28 protein-coding genes are annotated in these 26,828 nt (G+C 62.4%); 19 read left to right on the top strand and 9 right to left on the bottom strand.

Annotation, left to right across the window (positions count from 1 at the left end; genetic code table 11):
* The first annotated feature begins 191 nt into the window (after positions 1-191).
* The 17 genes from LGQ03_RS04170 (at position 192) to LGQ03_RS04090 (ending at position 14,947) form a co-directional block, all read left to right on the top strand.
* Positions 192-761, top strand: coding sequence for a sigma-70 family RNA polymerase sigma factor (locus LGQ03_RS04170; protein ID WP_226747371.1), 570 nt, complete (start codon positions 192-194; stop codon positions 759-761).
* Entirely contained in the window at positions 758-1,396 is a 639-nt protein-coding gene (locus tag LGQ03_RS04165) for an NrsF family protein (RefSeq protein ID WP_226747370.1), read from the top strand. The genes LGQ03_RS04170 and LGQ03_RS04165 overlap by 4 nt, the downstream gene beginning before the upstream one ends.
* A 216-nt stretch (positions 1,397-1,612) precedes the next feature.
* The gene (locus LGQ03_RS04160; protein ID WP_226747369.1) at positions 1,613-2,566 is read left to right on the top strand and encodes a sulfurtransferase; all 954 of its coding nucleotides are present in this window, start codon (positions 1,613-1,615) and stop codon (positions 2,564-2,566) included.
* 4 nt (positions 2,567-2,570) lie between these two features.
* On the top strand, positions 2,571-3,689 hold the full coding sequence (locus LGQ03_RS04155) for a YeeE/YedE thiosulfate transporter family protein (protein ID WP_404807434.1): 1,119 nt from the start codon (positions 2,571-2,573) through the stop codon (positions 3,687-3,689).
* A gap of 2 nt (positions 3,690-3,691) precedes the next feature.
* Positions 3,692-3,865 (top strand): hypothetical protein, encoded by a 174-nt coding sequence (locus LGQ03_RS04150; RefSeq protein WP_090160432.1) that lies wholly within the window; start codon positions 3,692-3,694, stop codon positions 3,863-3,865.
* Positions 3,866-3,999: 134 nt separating this feature from the next.
* Positions 4,000-4,662, top strand: coding sequence for a Crp/Fnr family transcriptional regulator (locus LGQ03_RS04145; protein ID WP_090160085.1), 663 nt, complete (start codon positions 4,000-4,002; stop codon positions 4,660-4,662).
* 105 nt (positions 4,663-4,767) lie between these two features.
* Entirely contained in the window at positions 4,768-4,983 is a 216-nt protein-coding gene (locus LGQ03_RS04140; protein WP_226747368.1) for a YgaP family membrane protein, read from the top strand.
* Between the two features lies 1 nt (position 4,984).
* Positions 4,985-5,416 (top strand): YeeE/YedE family protein, encoded by a 432-nt coding sequence (locus LGQ03_RS04135; RefSeq protein WP_226747367.1) that lies wholly within the window; start codon positions 4,985-4,987, stop codon positions 5,414-5,416.
* Positions 5,417-5,419: 3 nt separating this feature from the next.
* Complete coding sequence (locus tag LGQ03_RS04130; RefSeq protein WP_226747366.1) at positions 5,420-5,851, top strand: DUF6691 family protein; 432 nt, start codon at positions 5,420-5,422, stop codon at positions 5,849-5,851.
* A 68-nt stretch (positions 5,852-5,919) separates the two neighbouring features.
* A complete protein-coding gene (locus tag LGQ03_RS04125; protein ID WP_226747365.1) occupies positions 5,920-6,804 on the top strand; it encodes an MBL fold metallo-hydrolase in 885 nt (294 codons plus the stop codon).
* 28 nt (positions 6,805-6,832) lie between these two features.
* Entirely contained in the window at positions 6,833-7,738 is a 906-nt protein-coding gene (locus tag LGQ03_RS04120) for an MBL fold metallo-hydrolase (RefSeq protein WP_226747364.1), read from the top strand.
* Between the two features lie 18 nt (positions 7,739-7,756).
* Entirely contained in the window at positions 7,757-9,436 is a 1,680-nt protein-coding gene (locus LGQ03_RS04115) for a bifunctional protein tyrosine phosphatase family protein/NAD(P)/FAD-dependent oxidoreductase (protein WP_226747363.1), read from the top strand.
* Between the two features lie 111 nt (positions 9,437-9,547).
* Positions 9,548-11,281, top strand: a complete 1,734-nt coding sequence (locus LGQ03_RS04110) for a SulP family inorganic anion transporter (RefSeq protein ID WP_226747362.1) — start codon at positions 9,548-9,550, stop codon at positions 11,279-11,281.
* Positions 11,282-11,371: 90 nt separating this feature from the next.
* Positions 11,372-12,220, top strand: coding sequence for a putative selenate ABC transporter substrate-binding protein (locus LGQ03_RS04105; protein ID WP_226747361.1), 849 nt, complete (start codon positions 11,372-11,374; stop codon positions 12,218-12,220).
* Complete coding sequence (locus LGQ03_RS04100; protein ID WP_226747360.1) at positions 12,220-12,879, top strand: ATP-binding cassette domain-containing protein; 660 nt, start codon at positions 12,220-12,222, stop codon at positions 12,877-12,879. Before LGQ03_RS04105 ends, LGQ03_RS04100 begins: the two co-directional genes overlap by 1 nt.
* On the top strand, positions 12,876-14,339 hold the full coding sequence (locus tag LGQ03_RS04095; RefSeq protein WP_226747359.1) for a PhnE/PtxC family ABC transporter permease: 1,464 nt from the start codon (positions 12,876-12,878) through the stop codon (positions 14,337-14,339). Before LGQ03_RS04100 ends, LGQ03_RS04095 begins: the two co-directional genes overlap by 4 nt.
* Before the next feature lie 62 nt (positions 14,340-14,401).
* Positions 14,402-14,947, top strand: a complete 546-nt coding sequence (locus LGQ03_RS04090; protein ID WP_226747358.1) for a YaeQ family protein — start codon at positions 14,402-14,404, stop codon at positions 14,945-14,947.
* A gap of 39 nt (positions 14,948-14,986) precedes the next feature.
* Here the strand turns inward: LGQ03_RS04090 and phnE (LGQ03_RS04085) are convergent, their stop codons facing one another.
* From phnE (LGQ03_RS04085) to phnD, 4 genes are read right to left on the bottom strand one after another with little or no spacing between them, the layout of a single operon-like run.
* Positions 14,987-15,784: a phosphonate ABC transporter, permease protein PhnE gene (gene phnE / locus LGQ03_RS04085; protein ID WP_226747357.1), complete on the bottom strand. Its 798-nt coding sequence runs from the start codon at positions 15,782-15,784 to the stop codon at positions 14,987-14,989.
* Positions 15,781-16,572 (bottom strand): phosphonate ABC transporter, permease protein PhnE, encoded by a 792-nt coding sequence (gene phnE / locus LGQ03_RS04080; RefSeq protein ID WP_226747356.1) that lies wholly within the window; start codon positions 16,570-16,572, stop codon positions 15,781-15,783. Before phnE (LGQ03_RS04080) ends, phnE (LGQ03_RS04085) begins: the two co-directional genes overlap by 4 nt.
* A complete protein-coding gene (phnC, locus tag LGQ03_RS04075) occupies positions 16,569-17,342 on the bottom strand; it encodes a phosphonate ABC transporter ATP-binding protein (RefSeq protein WP_226747355.1) in 774 nt (257 codons plus the stop codon). The genes phnE (LGQ03_RS04080) and phnC overlap by 4 nt, the downstream gene beginning before the upstream one ends.
* Before the next feature lie 58 nt (positions 17,343-17,400).
* Complete coding sequence (gene phnD, locus LGQ03_RS04070; protein WP_226747354.1) at positions 17,401-18,384, bottom strand: phosphate/phosphite/phosphonate ABC transporter substrate-binding protein; 984 nt, start codon at positions 18,382-18,384, stop codon at positions 17,401-17,403.
* A gap of 244 nt (positions 18,385-18,628) precedes the next feature.
* Here phnD and LGQ03_RS04065 point away from each other — a divergent pair, with 244 nt between their 5' ends.
* Both LGQ03_RS04065 and LGQ03_RS04060 read left to right on the top strand, forming a co-directional pair.
* On the top strand, positions 18,629-19,363 hold the full coding sequence (locus LGQ03_RS04065) for a winged helix-turn-helix domain-containing protein (RefSeq protein ID WP_404807427.1): 735 nt from the start codon (positions 18,629-18,631) through the stop codon (positions 19,361-19,363).
* Between the two features lie 16 nt (positions 19,364-19,379).
* Positions 19,380-21,857 (top strand): ATP-binding protein, encoded by a 2,478-nt coding sequence (locus tag LGQ03_RS04060; protein WP_226747353.1) that lies wholly within the window; start codon positions 19,380-19,382, stop codon positions 21,855-21,857.
* A 60-nt stretch (positions 21,858-21,917) separates the two neighbouring features.
* On the opposite strand, the gene LGQ03_RS04055 is transcribed toward LGQ03_RS04060, so the two are convergent.
* The 5 genes from LGQ03_RS04055 to LGQ03_RS04035 form a co-directional block, all read right to left on the bottom strand.
* Complete coding sequence (locus LGQ03_RS04055) at positions 21,918-23,621, bottom strand: ABC transporter substrate-binding protein (RefSeq protein WP_226747352.1); 1,704 nt, start codon at positions 23,619-23,621, stop codon at positions 21,918-21,920.
* A 71-nt stretch (positions 23,622-23,692) separates the two neighbouring features.
* A complete protein-coding gene (locus tag LGQ03_RS04050; protein WP_056033849.1) occupies positions 23,693-23,968 on the bottom strand; it encodes a DUF2160 domain-containing protein in 276 nt (91 codons plus the stop codon).
* 24 nt (positions 23,969-23,992) lie between these two features.
* On the bottom strand, positions 23,993-24,832 hold the full coding sequence (locus LGQ03_RS04045) for a carbohydrate ABC transporter permease (RefSeq protein ID WP_056034256.1): 840 nt from the start codon (positions 24,830-24,832) through the stop codon (positions 23,993-23,995).
* Positions 24,833-24,876: 44 nt separating this feature from the next.
* Positions 24,877-25,749: a carbohydrate ABC transporter permease gene (locus LGQ03_RS04040; RefSeq protein ID WP_090160068.1), complete on the bottom strand. Its 873-nt coding sequence runs from the start codon at positions 25,747-25,749 to the stop codon at positions 24,877-24,879.
* Complete coding sequence (locus LGQ03_RS04035; RefSeq protein WP_226747351.1) at positions 25,746-26,828, bottom strand: ABC transporter ATP-binding protein; 1,083 nt, start codon at positions 26,826-26,828, stop codon at positions 25,746-25,748. The genes LGQ03_RS04040 and LGQ03_RS04035 overlap by 4 nt, the downstream gene beginning before the upstream one ends.

Here is a 26,828-nt window from a genome sequence, read left to right as displayed (position 1 = left end):
CCATCAATCTGTCGGCACCGTTGTGGCGTCCGATGCAGGGCAATTCGCCGCCGGGGCCGGGTACGTTACAGCCCTCGCGTCGTCGTGACCAGATGAAACACTTGGAGTCGGTGTGGCCCGTGTTCGAACACTGCGGACTTTTTCCCGGACATAGGTGTAACGTCTGCCCCACGACCGACGAACTGGATGATATGGGACGCACAAGAGAAGACCGCTGGGCCAGATTGTTGCGCGACGCCAATGCAGGCGGTCGTGCGTCCTATGTTCAGTTTCTGAACGACATCGCCCCTGTTCTGAGGGGCATCATCGCCGCACGCTGCGGCCGCCCCAAAGAGGATTGCGAGGACATTTTGCAAAACGTGCTGATCGCCATTCACGAAAAACGCCACACTTGGCGGGACGGCGAACCGGTCGGTCCGTGGGCCTATGCAATCGCACGCTACAAGACGGTGGACGCGATGCGGCTATCGGTGCGTCGTCCGACTGTATCCTATGACGGCAGCGAGCTTGATATCGCGGATGAGGTCAGCCATGACCCCACGGCTGCGGCTGATCTGGACCGTCTGCTGGGCCAGTTGGACCCGACATCTGCCTTGATCGTGCGGCAGATCAGGCTGGACGGTCGCACCGCCGAAGAGGTGGGCCGCCAGTTGGGCATGACGCCCGGCGCGGTACGGGTTGCATTGCACCGGGCCATGGCGAAACTGTCAGCCCTCGCGGTTGCCGACCAGACGGAACAATCCGGAAAGGCGCGTGAATGAATACCGATGACCTGATCAAATCGCTGGGATCAGAACTGACACCGTTGCCGCGCGGTTATCTGACAAGGCAGATCGCGACGGGCCTCCTGGCGGGGCTGGCGGGCACATCTGCGCTGTTTTTCGCGTTCTGGGGCGTGCGGTCGGACCTGATTGGGATCGTCAGCGACCTTGCGCTATTTGCGAAAACGGTCCTGCCGCTAATGCTGGCCAGTCTTGCGTTGTTCTGGCTGCATGCAACGGCGCGCCCGGCGGGGCGCAGCTGTGCTGCGCGGCTGATCTGGGGCATTCCTCTGGCGCTTATCCTGCTGGTGGCCATGACGCTGGTCACGACACCGGGCGACGCCTGGCCCATGGCGTTGCGTGGCAAATCCATCGTGACCTGCCTGATATCGATCCCGGTCTTGTCTGTGCCCATCCTCATCGGTCTGTTGGCAGCGCTGCGGCGCGGTGCGCCGGAACACCCGGCACTGTGCGGTGCCGTTGCGGGGCTGGGGGCGGGTGCCACGGCGGCGACGGTCTATTCGGTCTATTGCATCGAGAATTCACCGCTGTTCTACGCCAGTTGGTACAGTCTCGCGGTGTTGGCCGTGGCGGGCTGCGGTGGCATTCTGGGGTATTTTTTTCTGCGGTGGTGACGAGAGTTAATCAACAAAAGAACGCTTGTTCTGGGTATGGCGCACTGCCGGAATAAAATTTCTACTGTCGAGGTAGGCACAAAAATACAGACCGGGCGACCGCGATCGCGTCGGTGTTCTGTTTTCGGCTGGCGCCTGCCGCGCGGTCCAGTGGCCTTGAAACCCTTGTTTTGCAGTGTATCTGGTTGTGTGAATTTTGTTGTCAGAGGACATGCAATGACACGCTTTACAGCTATCACACTCGCGGGGGCGCTGGCCCTGCCGCTGCCCGCATTCGCCCAAGCCAACGATTTCGGCCCGCTGCTGACACCGGCTGAATTTACCGAAGTGCAGTCAGAGGTCAGCCCGCTGGTGATCGACATCCGGTCGCCCGATTCCGACGGCAACAGCGTTCACGCAGCGGGGCATATCCCCGGTGCCGTCAGCGCACCCTACGCGCTGTTCCGTGGCAGCGCCGAGAGCCCCGGCGAGGTCGTCCCAGAGGAGCGCCTGCAAGAAGTGCTGCGCGACCTGGGTGTCACCCGCGACCGCCCCACGCTGATCGTGCACCAAGGCAGCGATGTGACCGACTTTGGCGCGGCGGCGCGCGTGTATTGGACGCTGAAATCCAGCGGCGTCAGCCAGTTGGCGATCCTGAACGGTGGCATGAACGCTTGGACCGAGGCCGGGCTGTCGCTGGACGAGGGCGAGGTCACCCCAGAGCCGAGCATGATCGAGGTATCCTATTCCGACGAATGGCTTGCGACCCGCGAAGAGGTGCTGTCCATCGTCAATGGCGAGGCAGAGGCCACTCTGGTTGACGCACGCCCCGAATCCTTTTGGGCGGGCGAGCAGGCGCATCCGGCTGCAGCCAAGCCCGGCACACTGCCGCAATCCGAATATTTTACCCATTCCAACTGGTTCAGCAACGGCCCCGTGATCGTCGATGCCGACGCGGCCCGCGCATTGGCAAGTGAGGGAAATCTGGACGACGGTGCGCCGATCATCAGTTTCTGCAACACTGGCCATTGGGCGGCAACGAACTGGTTCGCGATGAGCGAACTGGCCGGTCTGGAAAACGTGAAGCTCTATCCTGAATCGATGGTCGGCTGGTCGAACGCCGGCTACGAGATGGCAAATGTGCCGGGTCCGGTCCGCCGGATGTGGAACCAGATCAAGAGCGTGTTCTGATCCGATGACCAGCGCTGCCGCAATCGCGCCCGCCCGGTCGTCGACCATGACGCGCACGGGCCTGGTCCTGGGGACGCTGGTCGTGATCCTTGCCCTGTCTGCCATTGCGGGGGTCCGTTACGGACTGTTGCTGGCGGTAGGTCTGGGGTTCGGTCTAATCCTCGAGGGGTTCCGGTTCGGTTTCGCAGGACCGTGGCGCGCGATGATCCTGCGACGCGAACCTGCGGGTCTGATCGCGCAATTGTTGTCGATTGCGCTGGTCGCATTGGTGGCAATCCCGCTGATCACCAATAACGGCACCGAACTGATCGGCGCACATGCGCCAGTGGGCTATGCCATGATCGGCGGCGCCTTTGTGTTCGGGGCCTGCATGCAGATCGTGCTGGGCTGCGGGTCCGGCACATTGGTCAACGCGGGCAGCGGCAATCCGGTCAGCGCGCTGGCGCTGCCGTTCTTTGCCATCGGGTCCTTTGCCGGGGCCTATCATCTGCTGTGGTGGACCAATCTGGGCACTGCCCCGGTCGTCGTGTTGTCCGGCACGTCCGGTCTGGTGCTGACGCTGGCAGGGCTGGCGGCGGTCGCGGGACTGGCGCTGTACTTGGCAGCACCGGGTGCCCGTAGTCTGCCACGCAGGTTGTGGATCGCGGCAGGTCTGCTGGCGGCGCTGGCATTGGCGAACCTCGTGGTTGCCGGTCAGCCCTGGGGCGTCGTCTACGGTCTGGGGCTGTGGGCGGCCAAGGGTGCCACGGCGCTGGGCATGGATATTTCGGGGTCTGCGTTCTGGACGCTGCCCACGAACCAGGCCCGCATCGCGGAAAGCCTTCTGACAGATGTCACGTCACTGACGAATATCGGCATCATCGGTGGCGCGTTCATCATCGCCGCATGGCGGTCGGGACTGTCCGCCCGTCTGCCGCAACTGCCGCTGCGGGCCTGGATCGGCACGATCATTGCCGGGTTCCTGCTGGGCTATTCGTCGCGCCTTGCCTTTGGTTGCAACGTCGGCGCGTTCTTTTCGGGAATTTCGACCGGCAGCCTGCACGGCTGGGTCTGGTTCGTGGCAGCCTTTGCCGGGGCATTCCAGGGGATCCGTATCCGCAAGGCATTGGGATTGGACGGATGATGATGACACGCAGACTGACGGTCGTGACCGTTTTCGCGCTTTTGCTCGGGCTGCTGGGCGTGGACCTCGCCAACAGCGCGCCCCTTGATCCGTTTCAGGCACCACCTGCGCTGGCCTTGGGGTCCGGCCTCGCAGGAGCGGGTGCGCATTGCGCCGCACTGCCGACCGCGGACTAGCGGGACAGATCCCGGCAAGGTGACTTGCCCGGCGGGCGGCGTCATGGCAGGTATCCACCACCCGAGGAACACCCTGTCATGCCGTTCACACCCGCATTCGATGCCACATCTGCGCCAGCCATCGCGAGCGCGCGATGAAGGTCGAGGATTGGACAGCACGGTTTCAGGGCACCGCAGCACTGCCGCGTGATGTGCGGGACAGGCTGCAACGCAGCGCCCAGACCGTACGCTATGCCGCCGGTAAATCCGTGTTCGGTCCCAGCAATATTCCCGACAGCCTGATGTTTCTGGTGGATGGGACGATCCGCGTATCGCAAACGTCCGAAAATGGCCGCGATATTGTGCTCTACCGGGTCGAAGCCGGCGAAAGCTGCGTTCTGACCACCGCCTGCATGCTGGCGGAAGAGGCCTACAACGCTGAAGGCATCGCCGAGACGGACGTGACGGCGATCATTCTGCCACGCGCGTCGTTCGATCAACTGGTGTCCGAGGAACCCGCGTTCCGGTCATTCGTCTTTGCCGCCTATTCGCGTCGCCTGATCGATCTGCTGCGCGTCGTGGACGACGTGGCCTTTGGCCGGATCGACGTGCGGTTGGCGGAACGGCTGTTGGGTCTGGCCCGCGACGATCAGGACATCGCCACCACGCACCAGCAGTTGGCCAGCGAGTTGGGCACCGCGCGCGAAGTCATATCGCGCGTGTTGCAGGATTTCGCCAAGCGGGGATTGATCAGTCAGACCCGTGGCCACGTCACGCTGAAGGACCGCGCAGGCCTGCGCGCCATCGCGCAGGGCTGACGCACCCGCGCCGAATGCTGTTTTTCGGGTTGGGTGACAATATCACTGAAGGATTGCCGCCGCAGGCGTAGTGAAGTCACAGACCTGATTCTGTGGAGACATCACATGACGACCAATGTTGGCAAACTGGACCGGACCCTGCGCGCGGCGCTGGGCGTGGTTTTGCTGTTCCTCGCGTTTTTCAGCGGCATGGCGTTGCTTGACGCGGCTTTGTTCAAATACGGCGCGGCGCTGATCGGCCTGATCATGCTGGCGACCGCCACCCTGAAAATGTGCCCGGTCTACACGCTGCTGGGCCTCAAGACCTGCAAGGACTGCTGAGATGGAAACGGCATTCACACCATTTACATCCTTTGGCGGCGGCCTCGCCATCGGGCTCGGCGCTGTGCTGCTGATGCTGGGCCTGGGGCGCATCTTTGGCGCGACTGGCATCATGTCCGGTGCGGTTTTCATCACCAGCCGGGCGGAACTGTCGTGGCGGCTGGCGTTGATCGCAGGCATGGTCCTGGCCCCTGTTACCCTGTTTTTCGTGACAGGTCAGATGCCTGTCGTGAACGTGCCCGTCAGCCCGGCGATGATCGTGATCGGTGGCGTGATTGTCGGTCTGGGCGCAAGTCTGGGGTCGGGGTGCACATCCGGTCACGGGGTCTGCGGCCTGTCCCGCCTGTCGGTCCGGTCGCTGGTGGCGGTGCCGACCTTCATGGTGACCGCCGCGATCACCGTTTTCATCATCCGTCATGTTTTTGGAGCCTGAGCCATGAAACTATTCTATGCGTTGATCACCGGCCTGGTCTTTGGCATCGGCATTTCCCTGTCCGGGATGATGGACCCGGCCAAGGTTCTGAATTTCTTTGATCTGGCTGGCACCTGGGACCCCAGTCTTGCCTTTGTCATGGGCGGCGCGCTGATCGTGACATTCGTGGGGTACCGGCTGGTCTGGCGGCGGGACGCCCCGTTGTTCGAGGCCCGTTTCCAGATCCCGACGGGCACTGCGATCGACAGGAATCTGGTCGGCGGTTCGGCCTTGTTCGGCATTGGCTGGGGCATCGCCGGGTTCTGCCCCGGTGCTGCGATCCCCGCGCTGGGCACAGGCCGATGGGAAGTCGCGTTGTTCCTGCTGGCCGTGACGGCCGGTTTCTATCTGCGCCGCCTGCTGGCCCCGATGCAAACTGCAGGGGCCGCGACCTGATACCCAGGCCGCGCCCCGGAACCGCCCTGCCGCAACCCGAGCAAGGCAGGACCATATTGGAGAAAAAGATGACACAATATCCCGTCAACATGGACATCACCCCGGTCGTCGAGGCTTTCTTTGATCCCGCGACAAACACCATCAGTTATATCGTCAAGGATCCGACCTCGGATGCCTGTGCGATCATCGATAGCGTGATGGACATCGACTATGCCGCCGGCCGCATCACCTACGATCATGCCGACGCGATGATCGCGCGGGTGCAGCAGATGGGATGCCGTCTGGAATGGATCATCGAAACCCATGTTCATGCCGACCACCTGTCGGCCGCGCCCTACATTCAGGAACGCCTGGGTGGCAAGATCGGCATCGGATCGAAAATCATGGTCGTGCAGGATACCTTTGGCAAGGTGTTCAACGAAGGCACCGAATTCCAGCGCGATGGCAGCCAGTTCGACGCCCTGTTCGAGGATGGCGATACCTACCAGATCGGCAACATGCAGGGCTTTGCCATCTACACGCCCGGCCATACGCCCGCCTGTATGGTCCATGTTATCGGCAATGCGGCCTTTGTCGGGGATACGTTGTTCATGCCCGACGGCGGATCTGCCCGCTGTGATTTTCCCGGCGGCAGTGCAGAGGACCTGTATGACAGCATCATGAAGGTGCTGGCCCTGCCTGACGCCATGCGCCTGTTCATGTGCCACGACTACGGTCCCAACGGGCGCGACATCCAGTGGGAAACGACCGTGGGCGAGGAAAAGGAACACAACATTCACGTCGGGCGTGGCCGGACCAAGGCGGATTTCATCACGTTCCGCACGGAACGCGATGCACAGCTCGACATGCCACGTCTGATCATCCCGTCGTTGCAGGTGAACATGCGCGCAGGTGCGGTCCCGACCGACAGCGACGGCAACCCCATGCTCAAGGTGCCGATCAACGGCCTTTGAACCATTCGATCTACAAGGAGTCCGACCAATGCCGACCGACATCTACAGCAAGACCTCTGCATCGCGTGGACCCGGCAGCCCGACTGTCGTCGGTTTCCACGAGCCGGACACCGGCAGTTGTCAGTATATCTGCATCGATGACGCGACGGGTAAATGCGCGCTGATCGATGTGGTGCAGCAGTTCGATCCGAAATCCTTTGGCACGCGGTTCGATCATGCCCAGTGGGCGCTGGACTATATCGCGGACCACGGGCTGACGCTGGAATGGATCCTGGACACGCATCCGCATGCCGACCATTTTATCGCGGCGGCCTGGCTCAAGGACAAGACGGGTGTGCAGACGGCCATCGGTGAAAAGGTCCGCGACATCGCGGTTCTGTGGCGGGACTACTACAACCTGCCGGACGGGTTTCCGATCGATCCGCATTTCGATCACCTGTTTGCCGAGGGCGACACATTCCAGATCGGTGATCTGGAGGTCAGTGTGATGCTGTCACCGGGTCATACGCTGGGGTCGATCACCTATGTCGTGGGCGATGCGGTCTTTGCCCATGACACGCTGATGCAACCGGATGCGGGATCATCGCGGGCCGATTTCCCCGGCGGTTCGGCATCCGAACTCTATGACAGCATCATGCGCATCCTCGACCGCCCGGATGACCACCGCATCTTTGTCGGCCACGACTACGGCACCAAGACCCGTGACCTGCCCAGCTGGGAAAGCACGGTCGGCGAACAGAAAACGCAGAACATCCACCTGGGCGGCGACGTGTCCAAGGCGGATTTCGTGGCGCTGCGCGAGGGGCGCGATGCCACGCTGGCGCTGCCCAACCGGATGCTGGCTGCACTTCAGGTCAATCTGCGTGACGGGCGCATGCCTGACCCCGAAGCGGACGGACACAGCTATCTCAAGATGCCTGTCAACAAGTTCTGAGTGGGAGGAGAAACCATCATGGAAATCAACAAGCTAGATAGCACGGTATCGGCCAGTCCGCAAATCGTCCCCGCCGATATCGCCCAGATCAGGGCTGCGGGATTCAGGTCGATCATCTGCAACCGCCCCGATGGCGAAGGATCCGATCAACCGGGGTTTGCCGAAATCGAACAGGCCGCGCGCGACGCAGGCATCGTTGCCCGCTATGTGCCGGTCACGGCGGGCCAGATCAGCGATGCGGATGTGGCGGAATTCAATGCGGCGTTGGCGGATCTGCCGCGGCCCGTGCTGGCCTATTGCCGGTCCGGCACCCGGTCCGCGACCCTGTGGTCCTTTCACGCGGCGGGCACGCGACCCATGACCGACATTCTGGCAGCGACCAAGGCGGCGGGCTATGACATGAACGGTGTGGCCCGCCGGATCGCAAACGGCGGCAGGACGCCGACCGATACGGGCGATGCCAGCTATGACGTGGTGATCGTGGGGGCGGGTGCGGGCGGTATTTCTGTGGCGGCAAGCCTCAAGTCGCGCAAACCCGATTTGCAGATCGCCGTGATCGACCCGGCGGATGTGCATTACTACCAGCCCGGCTGGACCATGGTCGGTGCCGGCGTCTTCGACGCACAGCAGACGGCCAAGACCATGGGATCGCTGATCCCGCGTGGTGTCACCTGGATCAAATCCGCTGTTGCAGCCTTTGAGCCGGACAGGAACGCCGTCATCCTGGAGGGTTGCCGTGTCGTGAAATACGACCGTCTGGTGGTATGTCCCGGGCTGAAACTGGACTGGGATCAGGTCGCGGGTCTGAAGGATACGCTGGGGCGCAACGGTGTCACGTCGAACTATCGCTACGATCTCGCCCCCTACACCTGGCAGTTGGTGCAGAAGCTGAAACAGGGGCGCGCCATCTTTACCCAACCGCCGATGCCCATCAAATGTGCGGGTGCGCCGCAAAAGGCGATGTATCTGTCGGGCGACGCGTGGTTCCGCAACGGCGCGCTGGGAAACATCGACATCCAGTTTATGAACGCGGGCGGCGTGCTGTTCGGGGTCAAGGATTACGTGCCGGCGCTGATGAAATACGTCGACAAATACGATGCGACGCTGAATTTCTTTCACAATCTGATCGCGATCGACGGACCGGGCAAAACCGCGACGTTCCGCGTGGCAAAGCCTGACACGGACGCTACAGAGGTGACTGTCGATTTCGACATGATCCATGTCTGTCCGCCGCAGGTGGCCCCGGATTTCATCCGCGTCTCACCTTTGGCGGATGCAGCAGGCTGGGTGGACGTGGATCAGGCCACGCTGCGACACAAGCACCACGACAACATCTGGGCGCTGGGCGATGTGATGAATGCCCCCAATGCCAAGACGGCGGCAGCCGCGCGCAAACAGGCCCCGACGGTTGCCGAAAATATCGTGGCCGATCTGGATGGGCGGTCTGCTGTCGCGCAATACGACGGCTACGGATCCTGCCCATTGACGGTCGAACGCGGCAAGATCGTGCTGGCCGAATTTGGCTATGGGGGCGTTCTCAAACCCAGCTTTCCGTCTGTCCTGCTGGACGGGACCAAACCCACGCGTGCGGCCTGGTTCCTCAAGGAACGGATGCTGCCGCCGATCTACTGGCAGGCGATGTTGCGCGGCAAGGAATGGATGGCAAAGCCCGAACCACTGAAAGCTGCCGCAAAATAGCGGCTGTGACCCGGCGCGGGGCGCAGCAATTGCCCCGCGCATGTCCTGATCCCGCTGACGACCGTGCCGGGCAGGGCCAATTTTCGATAACTCAAACTGATTGATTGACCGATGAACCTGCGCCGATACCTGCCCATCCTCGACTGGGGTCGCACCTATGATCGCGGAGCGTTTTCCAACGATATGGTGGCCGCCGTCATCGTGACGATCATGCTGATCCCGCAATCGCTGGCCTATGCCCTGTTGGCCGGACTCCCGCCGGAGGCGGGCATCTACGCGTCCATTGCGCCGATCATCCTTTATGCCATCTTTGGCACCAGCCGCGCGCTTGCCGTCGGTCCGGTCGCGGTGGTGTCGCTGCTGACCGCCAGTGCCATCGGTCAGGTGGCAGAGCAGGGGACCGCAGGCTATGCGGTTGCCGCACTGACGCTGGCGTTCCTGTCGGGCGGGTTCCTGATGTTGCTGGGTGTGCTGCGTCTGGGCTTTCTGGCCAATTTCCTCAGCCACCCGGTGATCGCGGGGTTCATCACGGCTTCTGGCATCCTGATCGCCGCCAGCCAGTTCAAGCATATCCTCGGGATCAGCGCGCAGGGCCATACCTTGCCGGAAATCCTGATGCAGCTGTGGGAAAATCTGGGGCAGACCAACTGGATCACGGTCGTCCTCGGCGTGCTGGCGACGGGTTTCCTGTTCTGGGTACGCAAGGGACTGAAACCACTGATGCGCAGGCTGGGTGCCACGCCCACCGTCGCGGATTTCGCGACCAAGGCAGGGCCGGTGGCCGCTGTCGTGGTCACGACCCTGTCGGTCTGGCTGTTCGGCCTGGATGAACGCGGCGTCAAAATCGTGGGCAGTGTCCCGCAAAGCCTGCCACCGCTGACGATGCCGGGGCTGTCGCCGGATCTGATACAGGCGCTGCTGATCCCCGCGATCCTGATTTCGGTCATCGGATTTGTGGAATCCGTTTCGGTGGCACAGACACTGGCCGCGAAAAAACGGCAGCGCATCGACCCCGATCAGGAATTGATCGGACTGGGTGCTGCCAACATCGGTGCGGCCTTTACCGGCGGTTATCCCGTGACAGGTGGTTTTTCGCGGTCCGTGGTGAATTATGACGCCGGGGCAGCGACGCCTGCAGCCGGGGCCTATACGGCCGTTGGTCTGGCGATTGCCGCCATGGCCTTGACGCCGCTTGTCTATTTTCTGCCGAACGCCACGCTGGCCGCGACCATCATCGTGGCCGTCCTCAGCCTTGTGGATTTCTCGATCCTGAAAAAGACCTGGGATTATTCCGCGTCCGATTTCGTGGCCGTGACGGTGACGATCCTGCTGACCTTGTTGATGGGCGTCGAGATCGGTGTGGCCTCTGGCGTCGTGATTTCGGTGTTGTTGCATCTGTACAAGACCTCGCGCCCGCATGTGGCAGAGGTCGGTCTGGTGCCGGGCACTCAGCATTTCCGCAACATCCATCGCCACGATGTCGAAACCGATCCAAAGGTCGTCACCCTGCGCGTCGACGAAAGCCTGTATTTCATCAACGCGCGGTTCCTCGAGGAACTGGTGCAGTCCCGCGTGACCGAGGGATGCGAGATCGAACATGTGATCTTGATGTTCTCGGCGGTGAACGAGGTTGATTTTTCAGCACTCGAAAGCCTGGAGGCAATCAACCTGCGGTTGTCGGACATGGGGGTCGGGCTGCATCTGTCAGAGGTCAAGGGTCCGGTTCTGGACCGGCTGCGGCAGTCGCACCTGCTGGACGTGCTCAATGGCCAGGTATTCCTGTCGCAATATGACGCCTGGCGATCCGTCACCGACACCAGCGGGCAGACGGCACCGACCAGCTGAACCCACAGCGCGGGGATTATTCTGCGTTTGCCGTTTTCACGGCTGCCCAGTTTGGCTAGACGCAAGGTGAATCCCTCAGGAGTGTCCCCGATGCGTCAGATCACAACCGTTTTGCTGGCGATGATGCTGGCCCCCGCAGCCACCGCCGAGACACTGTATTTTTCCGCCATTCCCGACGATGACGAATCGCGGCTGGTGGAACGGTTCAGCGCCGTGGCCGACTATCTTTCGGACACGCTGGAGGTCGATGTGCAATACGTCCCGGTCAAGAGCTATGCCGCCGCCGTCACGGCCTTTGCCAACGACCAGATTCAGCTGGGCTGGTTCGGTGGCCTTTCAGGCGTGCAGGCCCGCATTGTCGTGCCGAATTCGCGCGCGATCGCTCAGGGCGACGAGGACGAGACATTCGTCAGCTATTTCATTGCCAATACGGACACCGGCCTGACCCAGACCGATGATTTCCCGGACATCGCGGGTCGCAGTTTCACCTTTGGGGCGGAAACCTCGACCTCGGGGCGGTTGATGCCGGAATACTGGATCCGCGAGGAAACCGGTCAGGCCCCCGCCGATCTGTTCGACAGCGTGGGCTATTCCGGTGACCACGGTCAGACGCTGCGGCTGGTGGCGTCGGGTGCCTACGAGGTCGGCGCGTTGAACTATTCCGTCTATGACACGGCCGTGGCCGAAGGTGCGCCCGAGGCCGCCCAGACCACGATCATCTGGGAAACACCGCCCTATCCCGATTACAACTGGACGATCCGCGGCGATGTGGACGCCCGCTTTGGGGATGGATTTGCGGACCGGGTGCAAGGGGCATTGATCGGCATGGATGATCCCGAACTGCTGGCGTCATTCCCGCGCACCCGGTTCATCGCGGCGGACGATGCGTTGTACCAGCCTATCGCGGATACCGCGCGCGCGCTGGACCTGATCGACTGATGACCGCACCGCTGGTCGCCCTCACGGACCAGAGCCTGGGCTGGGGTGGGCGGCTGGTGCTGACCGGCGTCACGTTGCAGGTCGCAGCGGGCGAGCGGATAGCCCTGCTGGGCCGCAGCGGTGTGGGCAAGAGCACCTTGCTGGCCGCCTTGCACGACCGGATCGCCGGACGTGCGGCGCTGGTGCCGCAGGACCACGGCCTCGTGGGCAGTCTAAGTGTTTTTCACAATATCTGGATGGGTGTGCTGGATGACTTCGGCACGCCCCGGAATTTGCGCACCCTGATCTGGCCTGCGCGCGCGGAACGGGCGCGGGTCGAACATGTGCTGGATATCGTGGGCCTGTCGGGTCTGGGCCGACGCCCGGTGTCGCAGTTGTCGGGCGGACAGCGGCAGCGCGTGGCGCTGGGGCGGGCGTTGCTGCGTGGCGGTGACGTGGTGCTGGGTGACGAACCTGTCACGGCGCTGGACCCCGCACAGGGGGCCGCACTGCTGGGACGGCTGACGACGGAATTTGCCACGATGATCCTGACCTTGCATGACGTCGATCAGGCGCTGCGGGTCGCCACGCGGATCATCGGCCTACGACAGGGGGCCGTCGTGATCGACGCCGCGGCGGCTGATCTGTCGGAAACCGAACTTTTGGCGCTATATCGATGATCCGGCGGCGGCATGTCCTTGCGGGGTTTGCTGCGGCGACAGTCCTTGCGTTGCTGCTGGCTGATCTGGGGTCTGTGCGCACCGATCCCTGGCTGACGCTGGCCGCCATCGGGCGTGGTCTGCTGTCACCCGATTTCAGTGACCCCGCGGGACTGGCCTGGGCCACGGTGTTGACCGTGGCATTCGCATTCTGCGGTGTCGCATTGGGGGCGGTGTCGGGTCTGTTGCTTGCACCATTCTACCGGCTGCGTCCTGTCAGAGGCCTGTGCATCAGCCTGCGCGCCGTGCACGAACTGTTCTGGGCGCTGCTGCTGTTCAGCGTCACGGGGCTATCGCCGCTGACAGGTGTGCTGGCCATCGGCATTCCTTACGCGGGCATCTTTGCCAAGGTGTTTTCGGAATACCTCGACGATGCGCCGGGCAAGGCGCCCGTGCCGCAGGTCGTGCCCGTTTTGACGCGCCTGCTGTGGGTGCGCCTGCCGCAGGTCCTGCCTCAGATGCGGACCTATACGCTCTACCGGATGGAATGCGGGCTGCGGTCCTCGGCGGTGCTGGGGTTCATCGGGTTGCCGACGCTGGGGTTCCGGCTGGAAACGGCATTCAAACAGGCCCAGTACGGCGAGTCGGTCGCCGTTCTGGCGCTGTTTCTGGCCTTGATCCTGCCGCTACGCATCTGGATGGTCTGGCGGCTGGTGCCGCTGTTTCTGATCGCCTCGATTGCCGCGTTGATGACGGTGGACGCGCCGCCTATGGGCAGCGGGGCATTGGTGCGGTTCCTGACCGGCATCGTGCCGGCCCCCCTGCGCACGGGTGCCGATTGGGCCCCCTGGCTGGAGACGGTGTTCGTCGCGCAGGCGTGGCCGGGGGCCATCGCCACGCTGGTGTTGTCGCAGATCGCGCTGGCAGGGGCTGCGTTGCTGGCGGCTGCGGCCTTTCCGGCGATCGTGCCGGGGGTCGTAGGGCGGGCAGGGTCATATGCGGGCCACGCGGTGCTGGTCGTGCTGCGGTCGATCCCGGATTACATGCTGGCCTTTGTCCTGCTGCAGATCTTGGGGCCGTCGATGCTGCCTGCCGCCTTGGCGCTGGGGCTGCACAACGGGGCCATCATCGCACATCTGCTGGGCCGCGAGGCGCAGGGCCTGCCGCAACGGGCCGACGCGCCGCGCGGGCTGGTCCTGTGGGCCTGGGACCTGCTGCCGCGTCTGTCGGCGTCATTTTGGGCGCTGTGTCTGTACCGATGGGAAATCATCCTGCGGGACAGTGCGATCATGGGGCTGCTGGGGATCGGCACGCTGGGGTTCTATATCCAGACCAACGTGCAGACCCTGCGCATGGACCGGGTGCTGGCGCTGCTGGCGGTGTCGGTCTTGCTGACCTTGCTGATCGACACGCTGTCGCGCCGCCTGCGCCGTGCAATGCGCGACGGTCCGGCCCTGCGGATCGAGGGGCGGCGCGTCTAATCGCTTTCGCCCGTGCCACAGACGCTATAGGCGTGCCGCAACATGAACCTATGGGGTCTATCATGGCGCAGAACGCAACCATCTACAAAGTCGAGCTGTCGGTCTCCGACATGGACCGGCACTATTACGAAACCCACAAGCTGACGATTGCCAAACACCCGTCCGAGACGGATGAGAGGATGATGGTCCGGCTTCTGGCCTTTGCGCTGAACGCCCATGAACAGCTGGAAATGACCAAGGGTCTGTCGGCTGACGATGAACCCGACATCTGGCAAAAAAGCCTGAGCGGCGTGTTGGATCTGTGGGTGGCCCTCGGCCTGCCCAGCGACAAGGTCGTGCGCCAGTCCTGCGCGAAGGCAGGCAAGGTCGTGATCTATACCTATGGTGGTCGCCCGGCAGAGGTGTGGTGGGACAAGATCCAGAACAGCACCACGCGGTTCGACAACCTGACGGTCGTAAACCTGGCAGAGGCCGACACCGCAGCCCTGGCTGCGCTGGCCAGTCGTGCCATGCGGTTGCAGGTCAATGTGCAGGACGGGGACGTGATGGTCAGCATCGACGACGCTGTCGTCTACGTCACACCGCAAGACTGGAAGTCAGCGGCGTGATCCTTTGGGGCCGGCGGAGGAGGCCGGCCCCTGGGAGGATCAGAGCAGCTTCTTGCGCAGTGCAGAGGCGATGACCTCGCCTGCGATGACCAGTGCGAGGATCGTCAGCAGCACCATCGAGACCTCTTGCCACTGAAAGGTGTCGATCGCGCCTTGCAGGATGATCCCGATGCCGCCGGCACCCACCAGCCCCAACACGGTGGATTCGCGCAGGTTGATGTCCCAGCGCAGGATGCTGATCGCAAAGAACGCGGGCATGACCTGCGGCACGATCCCGTAGAGGACCACGCGGAATCGCGATGCGCCGCAGGCCTGAAGCGCCTCGACCGGGGCATGGTCGATTTCTTCGATCGCCTCGCCCAGCAGCTTGCCCAGAAACCCGATGGACCGGAACATGATCGCGATGATGCCGGCGATGATGCCGGGGCCAAAGATGGCGACGAACAACAGCGCCCAGATGATCGTGTTGACCGACCGGGACGACACCAGGATGAACCGTCCGATCCACAGGCACACGACATTGGGCGTGGTGTTCTGCGCTGAAATCAATGCGACAGGCAAGGACAGCACGACCGCGATCATCGTGGCGATGGTGGCGATGTTGATCGTCTCCCATGTGGCCCAGAGGATGGTTTCCAGATTGGTGGGGTCAGGCGGCACCATGCGGGTGAACAGGTCCGCCAGCTGGACCGGCGCATCCCAGACCCATTCCCAGATCACATCAATGCTGCCCAGCGCCCATGTGACCAGCAGTGCCACGCCGAAAAAGGCACCATAGCGTTTCATGCGCTGTGCGGGCGTGTAGCGCGCCCAATCCATCGTCATGTCCTGAGTCATGTCATGTTCTTTCTGATCTTGCCGCTGACGGCCTCGGAAATCAGGATCGCACCGACGATGACCATCGTGATCGCAAGGGCGAAATCGTAGTCGTAGCGTCCGAATGCATTGGCCAGCGTCGATCCGATGCCACCGGCCCCCACGATCCCAACCACGGCAGAGGCACGCAGGTTGCTGTCCAGCTGATAGATGCCCAGCCCCACGAGCCGCGGCATGATCTGCGGAACGATGGCATAGACCATGGTGACCAGATAGGGGGCGCCCACGGACCGCAACGCCTCGACCTGTCCGAAATCGATTTCCTCGATCCGTTCGGCCAGCAGTTTTGCGACAAAGCCGATGGAATAGATGGTCAGCGTCAGCGCACCCGCCAGCGGGCCAAAACCCACCGCCTTGACAAAGATGATGGCGACGATGACCGGGTGGAAACTGCGGGCAAGGATGAACAAGCCGCGCCCCACGAAATAGACGGGTTTGGGCGCGATGTTGCGTGCCGCCATGAACGCCAGCGGCACCGACAGGAGTAGGCCCAGTACAGTGGCCAGAATGGCGATCTTGAGGCTTTCCATGAACCCGGTGATCATCAGGTCGGACCGGGCAAAACTGGGCGGGAAGGCCCCGCTAAAGATCCGGCCCGCCCGGGTCAGACCTTCGGATGCGCGTTCCCAGTCGATCGGCAATGTGCCGATGGTTCCCACCAGATAGATCGCCACGGCGATGTAGAACGCCCAGCGCAGGACAGGTGAAGCGATGAACGGCGGTTTGCGCCATGTGGTGGGCATGGTCATGCGACCGCACCCATGTCCTGACGATCCTGTGACGGTGTGCCTGCATAGATTTCGTCCATCTCTGCGGCGTCCAGTGCTGCAGGTTTGTCGTCAAAGATGATCCGCCCGTAGCGCATGCCGACGATACGGTCGCTGAATTCCTTGGCCTCGGTCACGTTGTGGATGTTGATGATGACGGGCAGGTTCAATTCATTGGCCAGATCGCGCAACAGCGACATGATCTGTTCCGATGTCTTTGGGTCGAGAGAGGCCGTCGGTTCATCGGCCAGCAGGATTTCGGGGCGTTGCATCAGCGCCCGCACCACGCCGACGCGCTGGCGTTCGCCGCCCGACAGTTCGTCTGCCCGCTTGTTTGCGTATTGCGCAATGCCCACGCGTTCCATCAGCTCAAACGCGCGTTCGATATCGGCTGCCGGATAGCGGCGGGTGACAGCAGCCCAGGTCGAAATATAGCCCAGCCGCCCTGACTGGACGTTTTCCATGACAGTCAGCCGGTCAACCAGATTGAAGCTCTGGAACACCATGCCGACGCGGCGGCGGGCGCGGCGCAGGTCCTTGGTCCCCAGTGTCGTCATCTCGGTGCCGTTCAGCGTGATCGTCCCCGAGGTGGGTTCCACCAGCCTGTTGATACAGCGCAGCAGCGTGCTCTTGCCCGCACCTGACGATCCGATGATCGACATCAGTTGTTCGCCCTGCACCGACAGGTTCAGGTCTTTCAGGACAGGCGCACCTTTCCCGTACCTTTTTACAAGGTTGTTGATTTCCAGCATATGGCCTCTCAGTCGCGGTGCTGCCCCGGCGGGATGGCCGGGGCAGTCGGGCAGGGGGTTATTCGGCAGCCAGACCCTGCGGCGTGTATTCCACACCGTTGGACGCCTGAATTTCACGGATCACGGCCCATTGGTCCTGATAGGTGATCGGGATGAACTTGCTCACCCCGTCGAATTCGTCGCCCAAGGCGGTGCCTTCGAATTCAAAGCTGAAGAAAGCCTGCTTGATCGTTTCGGCCAGTGCCGGGTCCAGATCATGCGCCAGCGTGAACGACGTCGTGGGGAAGGGATCGCTTTCCCAGATCATGCGGACCTCGGCGGGATCGTACAGACCGCGTTCTGCCATGCGGTCCACGACCTCGGATGCGACGGGGGCGGCGTCATAGTCGCCTGCAACCACGCCCAGCATGGATTGGTCGTGCGAGCCGGAGTAGATCACCTCGTAATCCTGATCGGGCACCACACCCAGACCGGGGAACAGTGCGCGCGGCGCCTGGTTGCCAGAGTTGGACGTGGGCGAGGTATGCGCCACGCGCTTGCCGGCCAGATCGGCCACGGTCTGAATGTCGGAACCGGCCTGCGTGAACACCTGAAGCCGGTATCCGAACTGACCGTCCTCGGCCCCCATGATTGCAAACGGCACGGCCCCTGCGAGGTTCACGGCAAAGGGCGTGGGTCCGGTCGAAAAACCTGCGATATGAAGACGGCCCGACCGCATCGCCTCGACCTCGGCGGAATTGGACTGCACGGCAAAGAATTGCACGTCCTTGCCGGTCTCTGCCTCGAGATGCGCAATGAACGGTGCCCAGATATCGGCATAGACGGCGGGGTCCTCGACCGGGGTATAGGCGAACACCAGCGTGTTGGGGTCGTTCAGCAGCGCGGGATCGGTCGGCGTATCGGCCACCAGATCGCCGTTGGCGTCGCAATACAGCACGTCCAGCGCGCCACGCTCGGGGCAGTCCTGGGCTGCGACAGCCGAGGCTGAACCCAGCAGGGCAAGGCCAGCCGCCACGGCGGTCTGTGTCATTTTATAGGTCATGTCTCTCTCCCTTGAACAATCGCGATCCGTGGCGGGTCCTCCAACCTGATGCCACAGCGACCCGGTCAGGCTACGCGTGCCGCAGCCGGAAAGACCATGCGCGGTATGTTAACACAGCGTTACAAGAACGGCGTTTTGCGTTAACAATATTACAGCGGGCGCGCGCCGTCGTTTTGTCGTCTATACCTCGGGGCCTAATCGGGACAGGTTGCCCCCGTGCGGCGACATCAGGAGGATCGACGCAATGACGGCGATGCGACAACCGGACCCCAAACCCCCTGTGATCGCCATCGTGGATGATGACCACGAGGTGCGCGTGACCCTGTGCGCCCTCTTGGGTGAAAGCGGGTTCGAGCCGGTGCCTTGCGACGGTAGTGCCGCATTTTTTGCCCTGGGTGATCCGCCGCCGGTCAACCTCGCGATCATTGATTTGCGCCTGCGCGGTGAATCCGGCCTGAACCTGGCCGTCCAGATCGGGGCCCGCTATGACATCCCCATCGTCATGCTGACCGGAATCGGCGACGAAAGCGACAAGATCATGGGGCTGGAAAACGGTGCCGACGATTACCTGATGAAACCGTTCAACCCGCGTGAACTGGTGGCGCGGATAAGGTCGGTGCTGCGGCGCTATGGACATGGAACCCATCACGCGACATCGCAGCCGGAACATACGATCACCTTTGGAAACAAACAGATCGACACGCAGGCGCGGGTGCTGCTGAACAGTGACGGGCATGAAATACCGCTGACCAACGGCGAATACCGACTGCTGGAATACCTCGCGCGGAATCCGTCGCGGGTCATCTCGCGGCCTGAATTGCTGTCGGAACTGGGGTCGGACATGGAACGCTATGTGGACCGGACCATCGACGTCCTGATCCTGCGCCTGCGCCGCAAGATCGAGGATACCCCGTCCAAGCCGCGGCACCTGCAGACCCGACGTTCGCAGGGCTATTTCTTTGAATTGAACGCGGATTAGGGCGGTGCGGACGCGGTTGCGCAATCTGAGCGTCCGGTTCCGACTGTCGGTCGCGATCCTGACGCTGTGTGCCGTGACGCTGGTCATTTCGGGGATCAGCCTGCTGATGCTGCGCAATGCGGAAAACTGGCTGGAAACCATCCACCGCGACACGCTGGCCGAGGTATCGCAAGCGCTGGACATTTCCCGCAATGCCGCAGACCTTGCGACCGCTGCACCATTTCTGCTGACGGTGCAGATGCCGTTTCAGCGCACCGCGGACGCGCAGGCGATCCTGTCGACGATCGACCGGCTTGAGGCGCTGTCGTCCGACACGACTGACCTCGCGCTGCCGCTGGCCCGGATGCGGGTGGCCATCGGCCGTTTGCTGGGGCTGACGGAACCGCAAAACGCGTTGCGGGCCGATATCGCGCAGGTGGACATACGGCTGACGCAGTTGCAGGGCCGTTTCACACGGCAGGCCAATGCGCCGGACCTCGCACCTGTGGAACGGCTGGAATGGGCCGCTCTTGGTCAGTTGACCGGCACCGCGCGCGAGGTCGCCCGGTCGCAGAACATCATCGAGGTCGGTGAATTCAGTCGCCGTTACCGGCAGAACCGGGCGGATATCCCCCGCGGCGCGATCGTGGCCCGCGGGTTGGCCGAGGTCGATGCAGCCTTGAACAGCCCGTCTGGGGACCTGTTTCAGTTGCAATACGGCTATCTGACGGCGGGTCTGGATGCGGAAAATGCCCTGTTTCGGATCAGGGAATTGTCGGACACCGTGAATGCCTATGCGGCAGGCCGGGTCGAGGCAGCACAGGACCGTCTGCGACAGGCACGCGCCCAGACCGCCCGGAACCTCGATGTTGCACAGATGGCAGTGGCGATCCTTGCATTGCTCAGTGCCGGTGTCGCGGTGGTCTCGGCGCTATTCGTATCGCGCTATGTCACGCGAAACCTGCGGCTGATCGCCGACGGCATGCACAGGCTGGCGCAGGGGGATCACGCGGCGACCCTTCCTGATCCGGGCGGGCCGCGGGACGAAATCGGCAGGCTGTTTCAGGCCTTTGGCGTGTTTCGGGCCAATGCACGCAATCTGGAACGGCGCACGGCCCAGATCACCCGGCAGAATACCCTGTTTGCCAGTGTGTTTCGCAACATTCAGGATGGTGTCGCGATCGTTGCCCCCGACGGCGTGATCGAGGCCGAGAATGATCAGGTCTGCGCGCTGCTGCATCTGCCGGATGACGTGCGAAAGGCCGCGCGGACCATGCCCGACCGGCTGGCAGCATCGGCCTTTGCCCAGGCCTGCGGCGGCAACGACCGGGGCGGGTTCGAGGAATACACCAATCCCGCAGGCGACGTGCTGGAGGTACGCAAGTCTCAGTTGCCCGATGGCCGCGCGGTCTGGCTGCTGTCCGAGACGACGGAACGCAAACGCATCGACGAACGGCTGGCCGAAATCCGGCGGGTGGAAACGCTGGGCAAGGTCACGGGCGAGGTCGCGCATGATTTCGGCAATATCCTGTCGACGATTTCGGGCAACCTGCATCTGTTGGAAACCACCACGCCAGCCAAGGCCCCGGCACATCTGGGGCGGATCAGGACGGCGGTGGATCTGGGCGTGTCATTGACCGAACGACTGGTGGCATTCGCACGCAAACAGCATCTCGCCCCCGAGGTGGTCGAGATCGGGTCGCTGATCGAGGGCATGGTCGATCTGCTGGATATCGCGCTGCCCGACAGCGTGGACCTGCATTTGTCGCTGGGGGATGATCCGCTGCACGCCATGCTTGATCCCGGTCAATTGGAAAGCGCCGTCCTGAACGTCTGCATGAACGCGGCACAGGCCATCCCGGGGTCCGGACATATCTGGATCACCTTGCGCGCAGAGAATGGTCATGCGGTCCTCTCCGTGCGCGATGACGGTCATGGCATGTCAGAGGACACACGCAGGCGCGCGGTCGAGCCGTTCTTTTCAGCACGGCGTGACGGTGACGGCACGGGCCTGGGTCTGCCGATGGTCGACGGGTTTGTCTCGCAATCCGGCGGAACACTGGACATCACCTCTGCGCTGGGCGAGGGGACCGAAATCACCATCCGCTTTCCGCTGGCCGATGGCATGCCGCAGCTGGCCACGGCGGTCCATACGGGGGCTGCGCTGGTGGTGGACGACACTCCCGAGACGGCACGCGGATTGCAGCAGGTCCTGCACGGGCTGGGGTTCGAGGCCCTGATGGCAACACGGTTTGCGCAGGCGGCCGATATCATCGCGGACAGACCCGATCTAGTGCTGGTCGTGTCGGACCTTAATCTGGACCACGGACAGTCCGGTCTGGACCTGATCCGGTCGGTGCTGGCCGCGGGGCCGGGCGCGCGTGCCGTGCTGATGTCATCGCGTCTGCCGGCGGACCCTTCCGTTCCCCCGGTCGACAGGGACCGTCTGACGCTGCTGGCCAAACCGGTCACGGTCGATGCCCTGACCGATGCCGTTGCCCGCCTGCTGACCTGAGCGCATGAAAAAGGCCGGGCCGCATCGCTGCGGCCCGGCCCCTGTCTGTCGTCCCGGACTTTACTGCCAGGAGGCGATCAGTTCGTCATAGCTGACGGTCTGCGGTTCTTCGTCCTCGACCTCCAGTTTCGGCTTGGGTGCGCCAGCCTGTTCCAGCCAGTAGGATGCGTCCTGCGGCTCGTTCATGACCGGACCCAGATCGCCCTGGATGCCGGACCGTTCGATCCGTTCCATCACGCTTTCCATGTCGGCACACAGTTGGTCCAGCGCCTCTTGCGAGGTTTTGGCACCGGACATGGCGTCACCGATGTTCTGCCACCACAGCTGTGCCAGCTTGGGGTAGTCGGGCACGTTGGTGCCGGTGGGCGACCACTGTGTCCGTGCGGGCGAGCGGTAGAATTCCACCAGACCGCCCAGCTTGTCGGCACGCTGCGTGAAGTGGTCAGAGTTGATCGTGGACTCGCGGATGAACGTCAGGCCAACGTCGGCCTTTTTGACGTCCACGGTCATCGAGGTCACGAACTGCGCATAGAGCCATGCCGCCTTGGCGCGGTCCACCGGGGTTGATTGCATCAGCGTCCAGCTACCCACGTCCTGGTAACCGACCTTCATGCCCTCTTCCCAATAGGCCCCGTGCGGGCTGGGGGCGAGGCGCCATTTCGGCGTGCCGTCCTCGTTCATGACCGCGTCCGATGCCACCAGCGGGGCGACAAAGGTCGTGTACATGAACATCTGCTGCGCGATGTTGCCCTGACCCGGGACCGGACCGGCCTCGGAGAAGGTCATGCCGGCAGCGGAGGGTGGCGAATAGTTCTGGAGCCAGTTGATCGCCTTGTCCACGGCGTAGACCGCAGCAGGAGAGTTCGTTGCACCACCACGTTCGACACAGGCACCCACGGGCTGTGAGTTTTCGTTGACGCGGATACCCCATTCGTCGACCGGCAGGCCGTTGGGTTCACCCACATCGCCCATCCCGGCCATGGACATCCACGCGTCGGTGTAGCGCCAGCCAAGGCTGGGGTCCTTCTTACCGTAGTCCATGTTGCCATAGACCTCGACACCGTCGATCTCGCGGCCGGTAAAGAATTCCGCGATATCCTCGTAGGCAGCCCAGTTCACGGGAACGCCCAGATCATAGCCGTAGGTCTCGCGGAAGTCGGCCTGGATTTCCGGATCGTTGAACCAATCGTAGCGGAACCAGTAGAGGTTCGCGAACTGCTGGTCGGGCAGCTGGTACAGTTTGCCATCGGGGGCGGTGGTGAACTGCAGTCCGATGAAATCGTCCAGGTTCAACGTTGGCGATGTGACGTCAGCGCCTTCGCCAGCCATCCAGTCGGTCAGGTTGCGCACCTGCTGATACCGCCAGTGGGTGCCGATCAGGTCGGAATCGTTGACAAAGGCGTCATAGATGTTTTCGCCCGACTGCATCTGCGTTTGCAGTTTTTCGACAACGTCGCCTTCACCGATCAGGTCGTGGGTCACGTTGATGCCGGTGATGGCGGAAAACGCGGGTGCCAACACCTGGGATTCGTATTCATGGGTCGTGATCGTTTCGGATACGACGTTGATCGACATGCCTTGGAACGGTGCGGCGGCGTCCACGTACCACTGCATTTCCGCCTCTTGTTCAGCACGGGTCAGGGTCGAGACGTCACCGATTTCCGCATCCAGGAATTCGATGGCTGCCGCCATGTCGGCCCAGGCCGGCTGTGTCATGGCAAGTGCCAGTCCCAGTGCGGTCGAGGATTTCAATAGAACGTTCATTTTAGGTTTCCTCCCATAAGTTCGAACGTTGGTTATCCATCCCGATCGGCTGGGATGGGGTTTGACGTGGTCTAGACCCAGCGGAATACCGCAGCGGCAAAGACCAGACAGACGATCAGCGCGTATGGCTGGGGCCCAAGCCCCAGACCCAACCACGCCAGATTGAGAAATGCAGACCCCAGAAGCGTGATGAACAGCCGGTCACCGCGCGTGGTCTCGATCCGCAAGACACCCTTGCGGGGCGTTTCGGGAAATTTGATCGCAAGCACGGTAAAGGTCACCAGCAGCGTTGCGATCACGATAAAGAACGTGGCCGTGGGCCAGGTCCATGCCATCCAGTCAAGCATGATAGGTTCCTCTCAAGTCGCGCATCACACCCGCCCCAGGGCAAAGCCCTTGGCGATGTAGTTGCGCACGAAATAAATAACCAAGGCACCGGGCACGATGGTCAGGACACCGGCGGCAGCCAGCACGCCCCAGTCGACACCGGCGGCGCCCACGGTGCGGGTCATGGTGGCGGCGATCGGTTTTGCATCCACGGATGTCAGTGTCCGGCTCAGCAGCAGTTCCACCCAAGAGAACATGAAGCAAAAGAACGCCGCCACACCGATGCCGCTGGCGATCAGCGGGGTGAAGATCTTGATGAAAAATGCCGGGAACGAATAGCCGTCGATATAGGCGGTCTCGTCGATTTCCTTGGGCACGCCGCGCATGAAACCCTCTAGGATCCAGACCGCCAGCGGCACGTTGAACAGGCAATGCGCCAGCGCCACGGCGATATGCGTGTCGAACAGCCCGATGGACGAATACAGCTGAAAGAACGGCAGCGCGAAAACGGCAGGCGGGGCCATGCGGTTCGTCAGCAACCAGAAGAACAGGTGCTTGTCCCCCATGAAACTGTAGCGGCTGAAGGCATAGGCCGCGGGCAGGGCGACGGCGAGGCTGATCGCCGTATTCAGCACGACGTAGATCAGCGAATTGACGTAGCCCATGTACCAGCTGGAATCCGTCAGGATCAGCGCATAATTGGCGAATGTCAGGTCACGCGGCCACAGGCTGAACGATCCGAGGATTTCAGAGTTTGTCTTGAGGCTCATGTTCAGCAGCCAATAGATCGGCAGCATCAGGAACAGCAGATACAGACCCATCACCACCGCACTGCCCGACGGTCGGAACCGGCGCTGCGCGGTGCGGGGTTTTTCGATGGTCATCGCGTCATCGGTCTGGGCGACGCTTGGCATGGTTGTGTCGGTCATCATTTGCCATCCCGGTTATCTAGGGTCGTCATGACGGTGTAGAACACCCATGAAATCGCGAGGATCACGAGGAAATACATCAGGCTGAACGCCGCCGCCGGGCCCAGGTCGAATTGCCCCAGGGCCATTTTCACCAGGTCGATCGACAGGAATGTCGTGGCATTGCCCGGTCCGCCGCCGGTGACGACGAAAGGTTCTGTGTAGATCATGAAGCTGTCCATGAACCGCAGCAGGATCGCGATCATCAGCACACCCGCCATCTTGGGCAGTTCGATATAGCGGAACACGGCCCAGCGGCTCGCCTGATCGATCTTGGCCGCCTGATAATAGGCGTCGGGGATGGACCGCAGGCCCGCATAGGCCAGTAGCGCCACCAGCGATGTCCAGTGCCAGACGTCCATGACGATCACGGTGATCCAGGCATCCAGCGTGTCCTGAGTATAGTTGTAGTCGATCCCCAGTGCATCCAGCGTATAGCCCAGCAGGCCGATATCGACCCGGCCAAAGATCTGCCAGATCGTGCCGACGACGTTCCACGGGATCAACAGCGGCAGCGACATCACCACCAGACAGAATGACGCCCAGAAACCCTTTTTCGGCATGTTGAGCGCGACAAGGATGCCCAGCGGCACTTCGATTGCCAGAATGATGCCAGAGAATAACAGCTGACGGCCCAGCGCATTCCACATCCGGTCCGAGTGCAGCATGTCGTCGAACCAATCGAGGCCCGCCCAGAAAAACTGGTTGTTTCCGAATGTGTCCTGCACCGAATAGTTCACCACTGTCATCAGCGGGATCACGGCGGAAAACGCCACCAGGATCAGCACCGGCAGGATCAGGAACCACGCCTTTTGATTGACGGTCTTGTTCATGCGGCAGCCCCCTGCGGTGTGACGCGCCAGTCGTCGGCGTAGACGTTGATGCCCTCGGGCGCGAATGTGATGCGGTTGGTGTTTGCGGAAACCTCGGACCCTTCGGGGGCGACGGCGTTGATGATCTGGCCGCCGACGTCCAGCCGGATGATCTTGTGCCGGCCCACGTCCTCGACCCGGCGCACGGATGCCGGGATGCCCGCATCACCTGACGACAACCGGATGAATTCCGGGCGCACGCCGATCTGGGTCCGGCCCGTCGCGGCATAGCTGGCACCCAGTGGCACGGTCACGTCACCAATGCGGGCCTGTGCGCCGTCGATCTGCGCATCGAACAGGTTCATGCCGGGCGAGCCGATGAAATAGCCGACAAAGGTATGGGCCGGGCGTTCGAACAATTCCTGCGGGGTGCCGATCTGAACCACGCGACCGTCGTACATCACCACGACCTTGTCGGCGAATGTCAGCGCCTCTGTCTGGTCGTGGGTCACGTAGATCATCGTATGACCGAAATCCTGATGCAGCTTTTTCAGCTGGGTGCGCAACTCCCATTTCATGTGGGGGTCGATCACGGTCAGCGGTTCGTCGAACAGCAGCGCGTTCACATCCTCGCGGACCATCCCACGCCCGAGAGAGATCTTTTGTTTGGCATCCGCCGTCAGGCCGCGCGCCTTGTGATCCAGCTGCGCTTCCATGTCGATCATGGCGGCGACCTTCTGGACGCGGCGGGCGATTTCGGCCGCATCCATCCCGCGATTTTTCAGCGGAAAGGCCAGATTCTGGCGCACCGACATCGTGTCGTAGACCACCGGAAACTGAAAGACCTGCGCGATATTGCGATCCGCTGTCGGGGCGGTCGTCACGTCGCGCCCGTCAAACAGCACGCGCCCCTGACTGGGGATCAGCAGGCCCGAAATGATGTTCAGCAGCGTGGATTTGCCACAACCGGACGATCCCAGCAGGGCGTAGGCCTCGCCGTCGACCCAGTCGTGGTTCAGCGCCTTGAGCGCGAAATCCGCCTCGGTCTGCGGGTTGGGCAGATAGGAATGGGCGAGGTTATCAAGCGTGATCTTGGCCAT

The organism is Loktanella gaetbuli, assembly GCF_020531945.1.
GTDB lineage: Bacteria > Pseudomonadota > Alphaproteobacteria > Rhodobacterales > Rhodobacteraceae > Loktanella > Loktanella gaetbuli.
The sequence above is the reverse complement of the archived record's forward strand: the minus strand, read 5'-3'. Positions and strand labels throughout refer to the sequence as shown.

What these genes read in the sequence shown, in the direction of transcription:
- LGQ03_RS04055 (WP_226747352.1), bottom strand. Translation starts at nt 23,621, where the DNA reads ATGAACGTTCTATTGAAATCCTCGACCGCACTGGGACTGGCACTTGCC.
- LGQ03_RS04160 (WP_226747369.1), top strand. Translation starts at nt 1,613, where the DNA reads ATGACACGCTTTACAGCTATCACACTCGCGGGGGCGCTGGCCCTGCCG.
- LGQ03_RS04135 (WP_226747367.1), top strand. Translation starts at nt 4,985, where the DNA reads ATGGAAACGGCATTCACACCATTTACATCCTTTGGCGGCGGCCTCGCC.
- phnE (WP_226747356.1), bottom strand. Translation starts at nt 16,572, where the DNA reads ATGACCATGCCCACCACATGGCGCAAACCGCCGTTCATCGCTTCACCT.
- LGQ03_RS04150 (WP_090160432.1), top strand. Translation starts at nt 3,692, where the DNA reads ATGACACGCAGACTGACGGTCGTGACCGTTTTCGCGCTTTTGCTCGGG.
- LGQ03_RS04040 (WP_090160068.1), bottom strand. Translation starts at nt 25,749, where the DNA reads ATGAACAAGACCGTCAATCAAAAGGCGTGGTTCCTGATCCTGCCGGTG.
- LGQ03_RS04140 (WP_226747368.1), top strand. Translation starts at nt 4,768, where the DNA reads ATGACGACCAATGTTGGCAAACTGGACCGGACCCTGCGCGCGGCGCTG.
- LGQ03_RS04035 (WP_226747351.1), bottom strand. Translation starts at nt 26,828, where the DNA reads ATGGCCAAGATCACGCTTGATAACCTCGCCCATTCCTATCTGCCCAAC.
- LGQ03_RS04095 (WP_226747359.1), top strand. Translation starts at nt 12,876, where the DNA reads ATGATCCGGCGGCGGCATGTCCTTGCGGGGTTTGCTGCGGCGACAGTC.
- phnC (WP_226747355.1), bottom strand. Translation starts at nt 17,342, where the DNA reads ATGCTGGAAATCAACAACCTTGTAAAAAGGTACGGGAAAGGTGCGCCT.
- LGQ03_RS04115 (WP_226747363.1), top strand. Translation starts at nt 7,757, where the DNA reads ATGGAAATCAACAAGCTAGATAGCACGGTATCGGCCAGTCCGCAAATC.
- phnE (WP_226747357.1), bottom strand. Translation starts at nt 15,784, where the DNA reads ATGACTCAGGACATGACGATGGATTGGGCGCGCTACACGCCCGCACAG.
- LGQ03_RS04165 (WP_226747370.1), top strand. Translation starts at nt 758, where the DNA reads ATGAATACCGATGACCTGATCAAATCGCTGGGATCAGAACTGACACCG.
- phnD (WP_226747354.1), bottom strand. Translation starts at nt 18,384, where the DNA reads ATGACCTATAAAATGACACAGACCGCCGTGGCGGCTGGCCTTGCCCTG.
- LGQ03_RS04145 (WP_090160085.1), top strand. Translation starts at nt 4,000, where the DNA reads ATGAAGGTCGAGGATTGGACAGCACGGTTTCAGGGCACCGCAGCACTG.
- LGQ03_RS04110 (WP_226747362.1), top strand. Translation starts at nt 9,548, where the DNA reads ATGAACCTGCGCCGATACCTGCCCATCCTCGACTGGGGTCGCACCTAT.
- LGQ03_RS04120 (WP_226747364.1), top strand. Translation starts at nt 6,833, where the DNA reads ATGCCGACCGACATCTACAGCAAGACCTCTGCATCGCGTGGACCCGGC.
- LGQ03_RS04170 (WP_226747371.1), top strand. Translation starts at nt 192, where the DNA reads ATGGGACGCACAAGAGAAGACCGCTGGGCCAGATTGTTGCGCGACGCC.
- LGQ03_RS04105 (WP_226747361.1), top strand. Translation starts at nt 11,372, where the DNA reads ATGCGTCAGATCACAACCGTTTTGCTGGCGATGATGCTGGCCCCCGCA.
- LGQ03_RS04045 (WP_056034256.1), bottom strand. Translation starts at nt 24,832, where the DNA reads ATGACCATCGAAAAACCCCGCACCGCGCAGCGCCGGTTCCGACCGTCG.
- LGQ03_RS04100 (WP_226747360.1), top strand. Translation starts at nt 12,220, where the DNA reads ATGACCGCACCGCTGGTCGCCCTCACGGACCAGAGCCTGGGCTGGGGT.
- LGQ03_RS04090 (WP_226747358.1), top strand. Translation starts at nt 14,402, where the DNA reads ATGGCGCAGAACGCAACCATCTACAAAGTCGAGCTGTCGGTCTCCGAC.
- LGQ03_RS04130 (WP_226747366.1), top strand. Translation starts at nt 5,420, where the DNA reads ATGAAACTATTCTATGCGTTGATCACCGGCCTGGTCTTTGGCATCGGC.
- LGQ03_RS04155 (WP_404807434.1), top strand. Translation starts at nt 2,571, where the DNA reads ATGACCAGCGCTGCCGCAATCGCGCCCGCCCGGTCGTCGACCATGACG.
- LGQ03_RS04065 (WP_404807427.1), top strand. Translation starts at nt 18,629, where the DNA reads ATGACGGCGATGCGACAACCGGACCCCAAACCCCCTGTGATCGCCATC.
- LGQ03_RS04050 (WP_056033849.1), bottom strand. Translation starts at nt 23,968, where the DNA reads ATGCTTGACTGGATGGCATGGACCTGGCCCACGGCCACGTTCTTTATC.
- LGQ03_RS04125 (WP_226747365.1), top strand. Translation starts at nt 5,920, where the DNA reads ATGACACAATATCCCGTCAACATGGACATCACCCCGGTCGTCGAGGCT.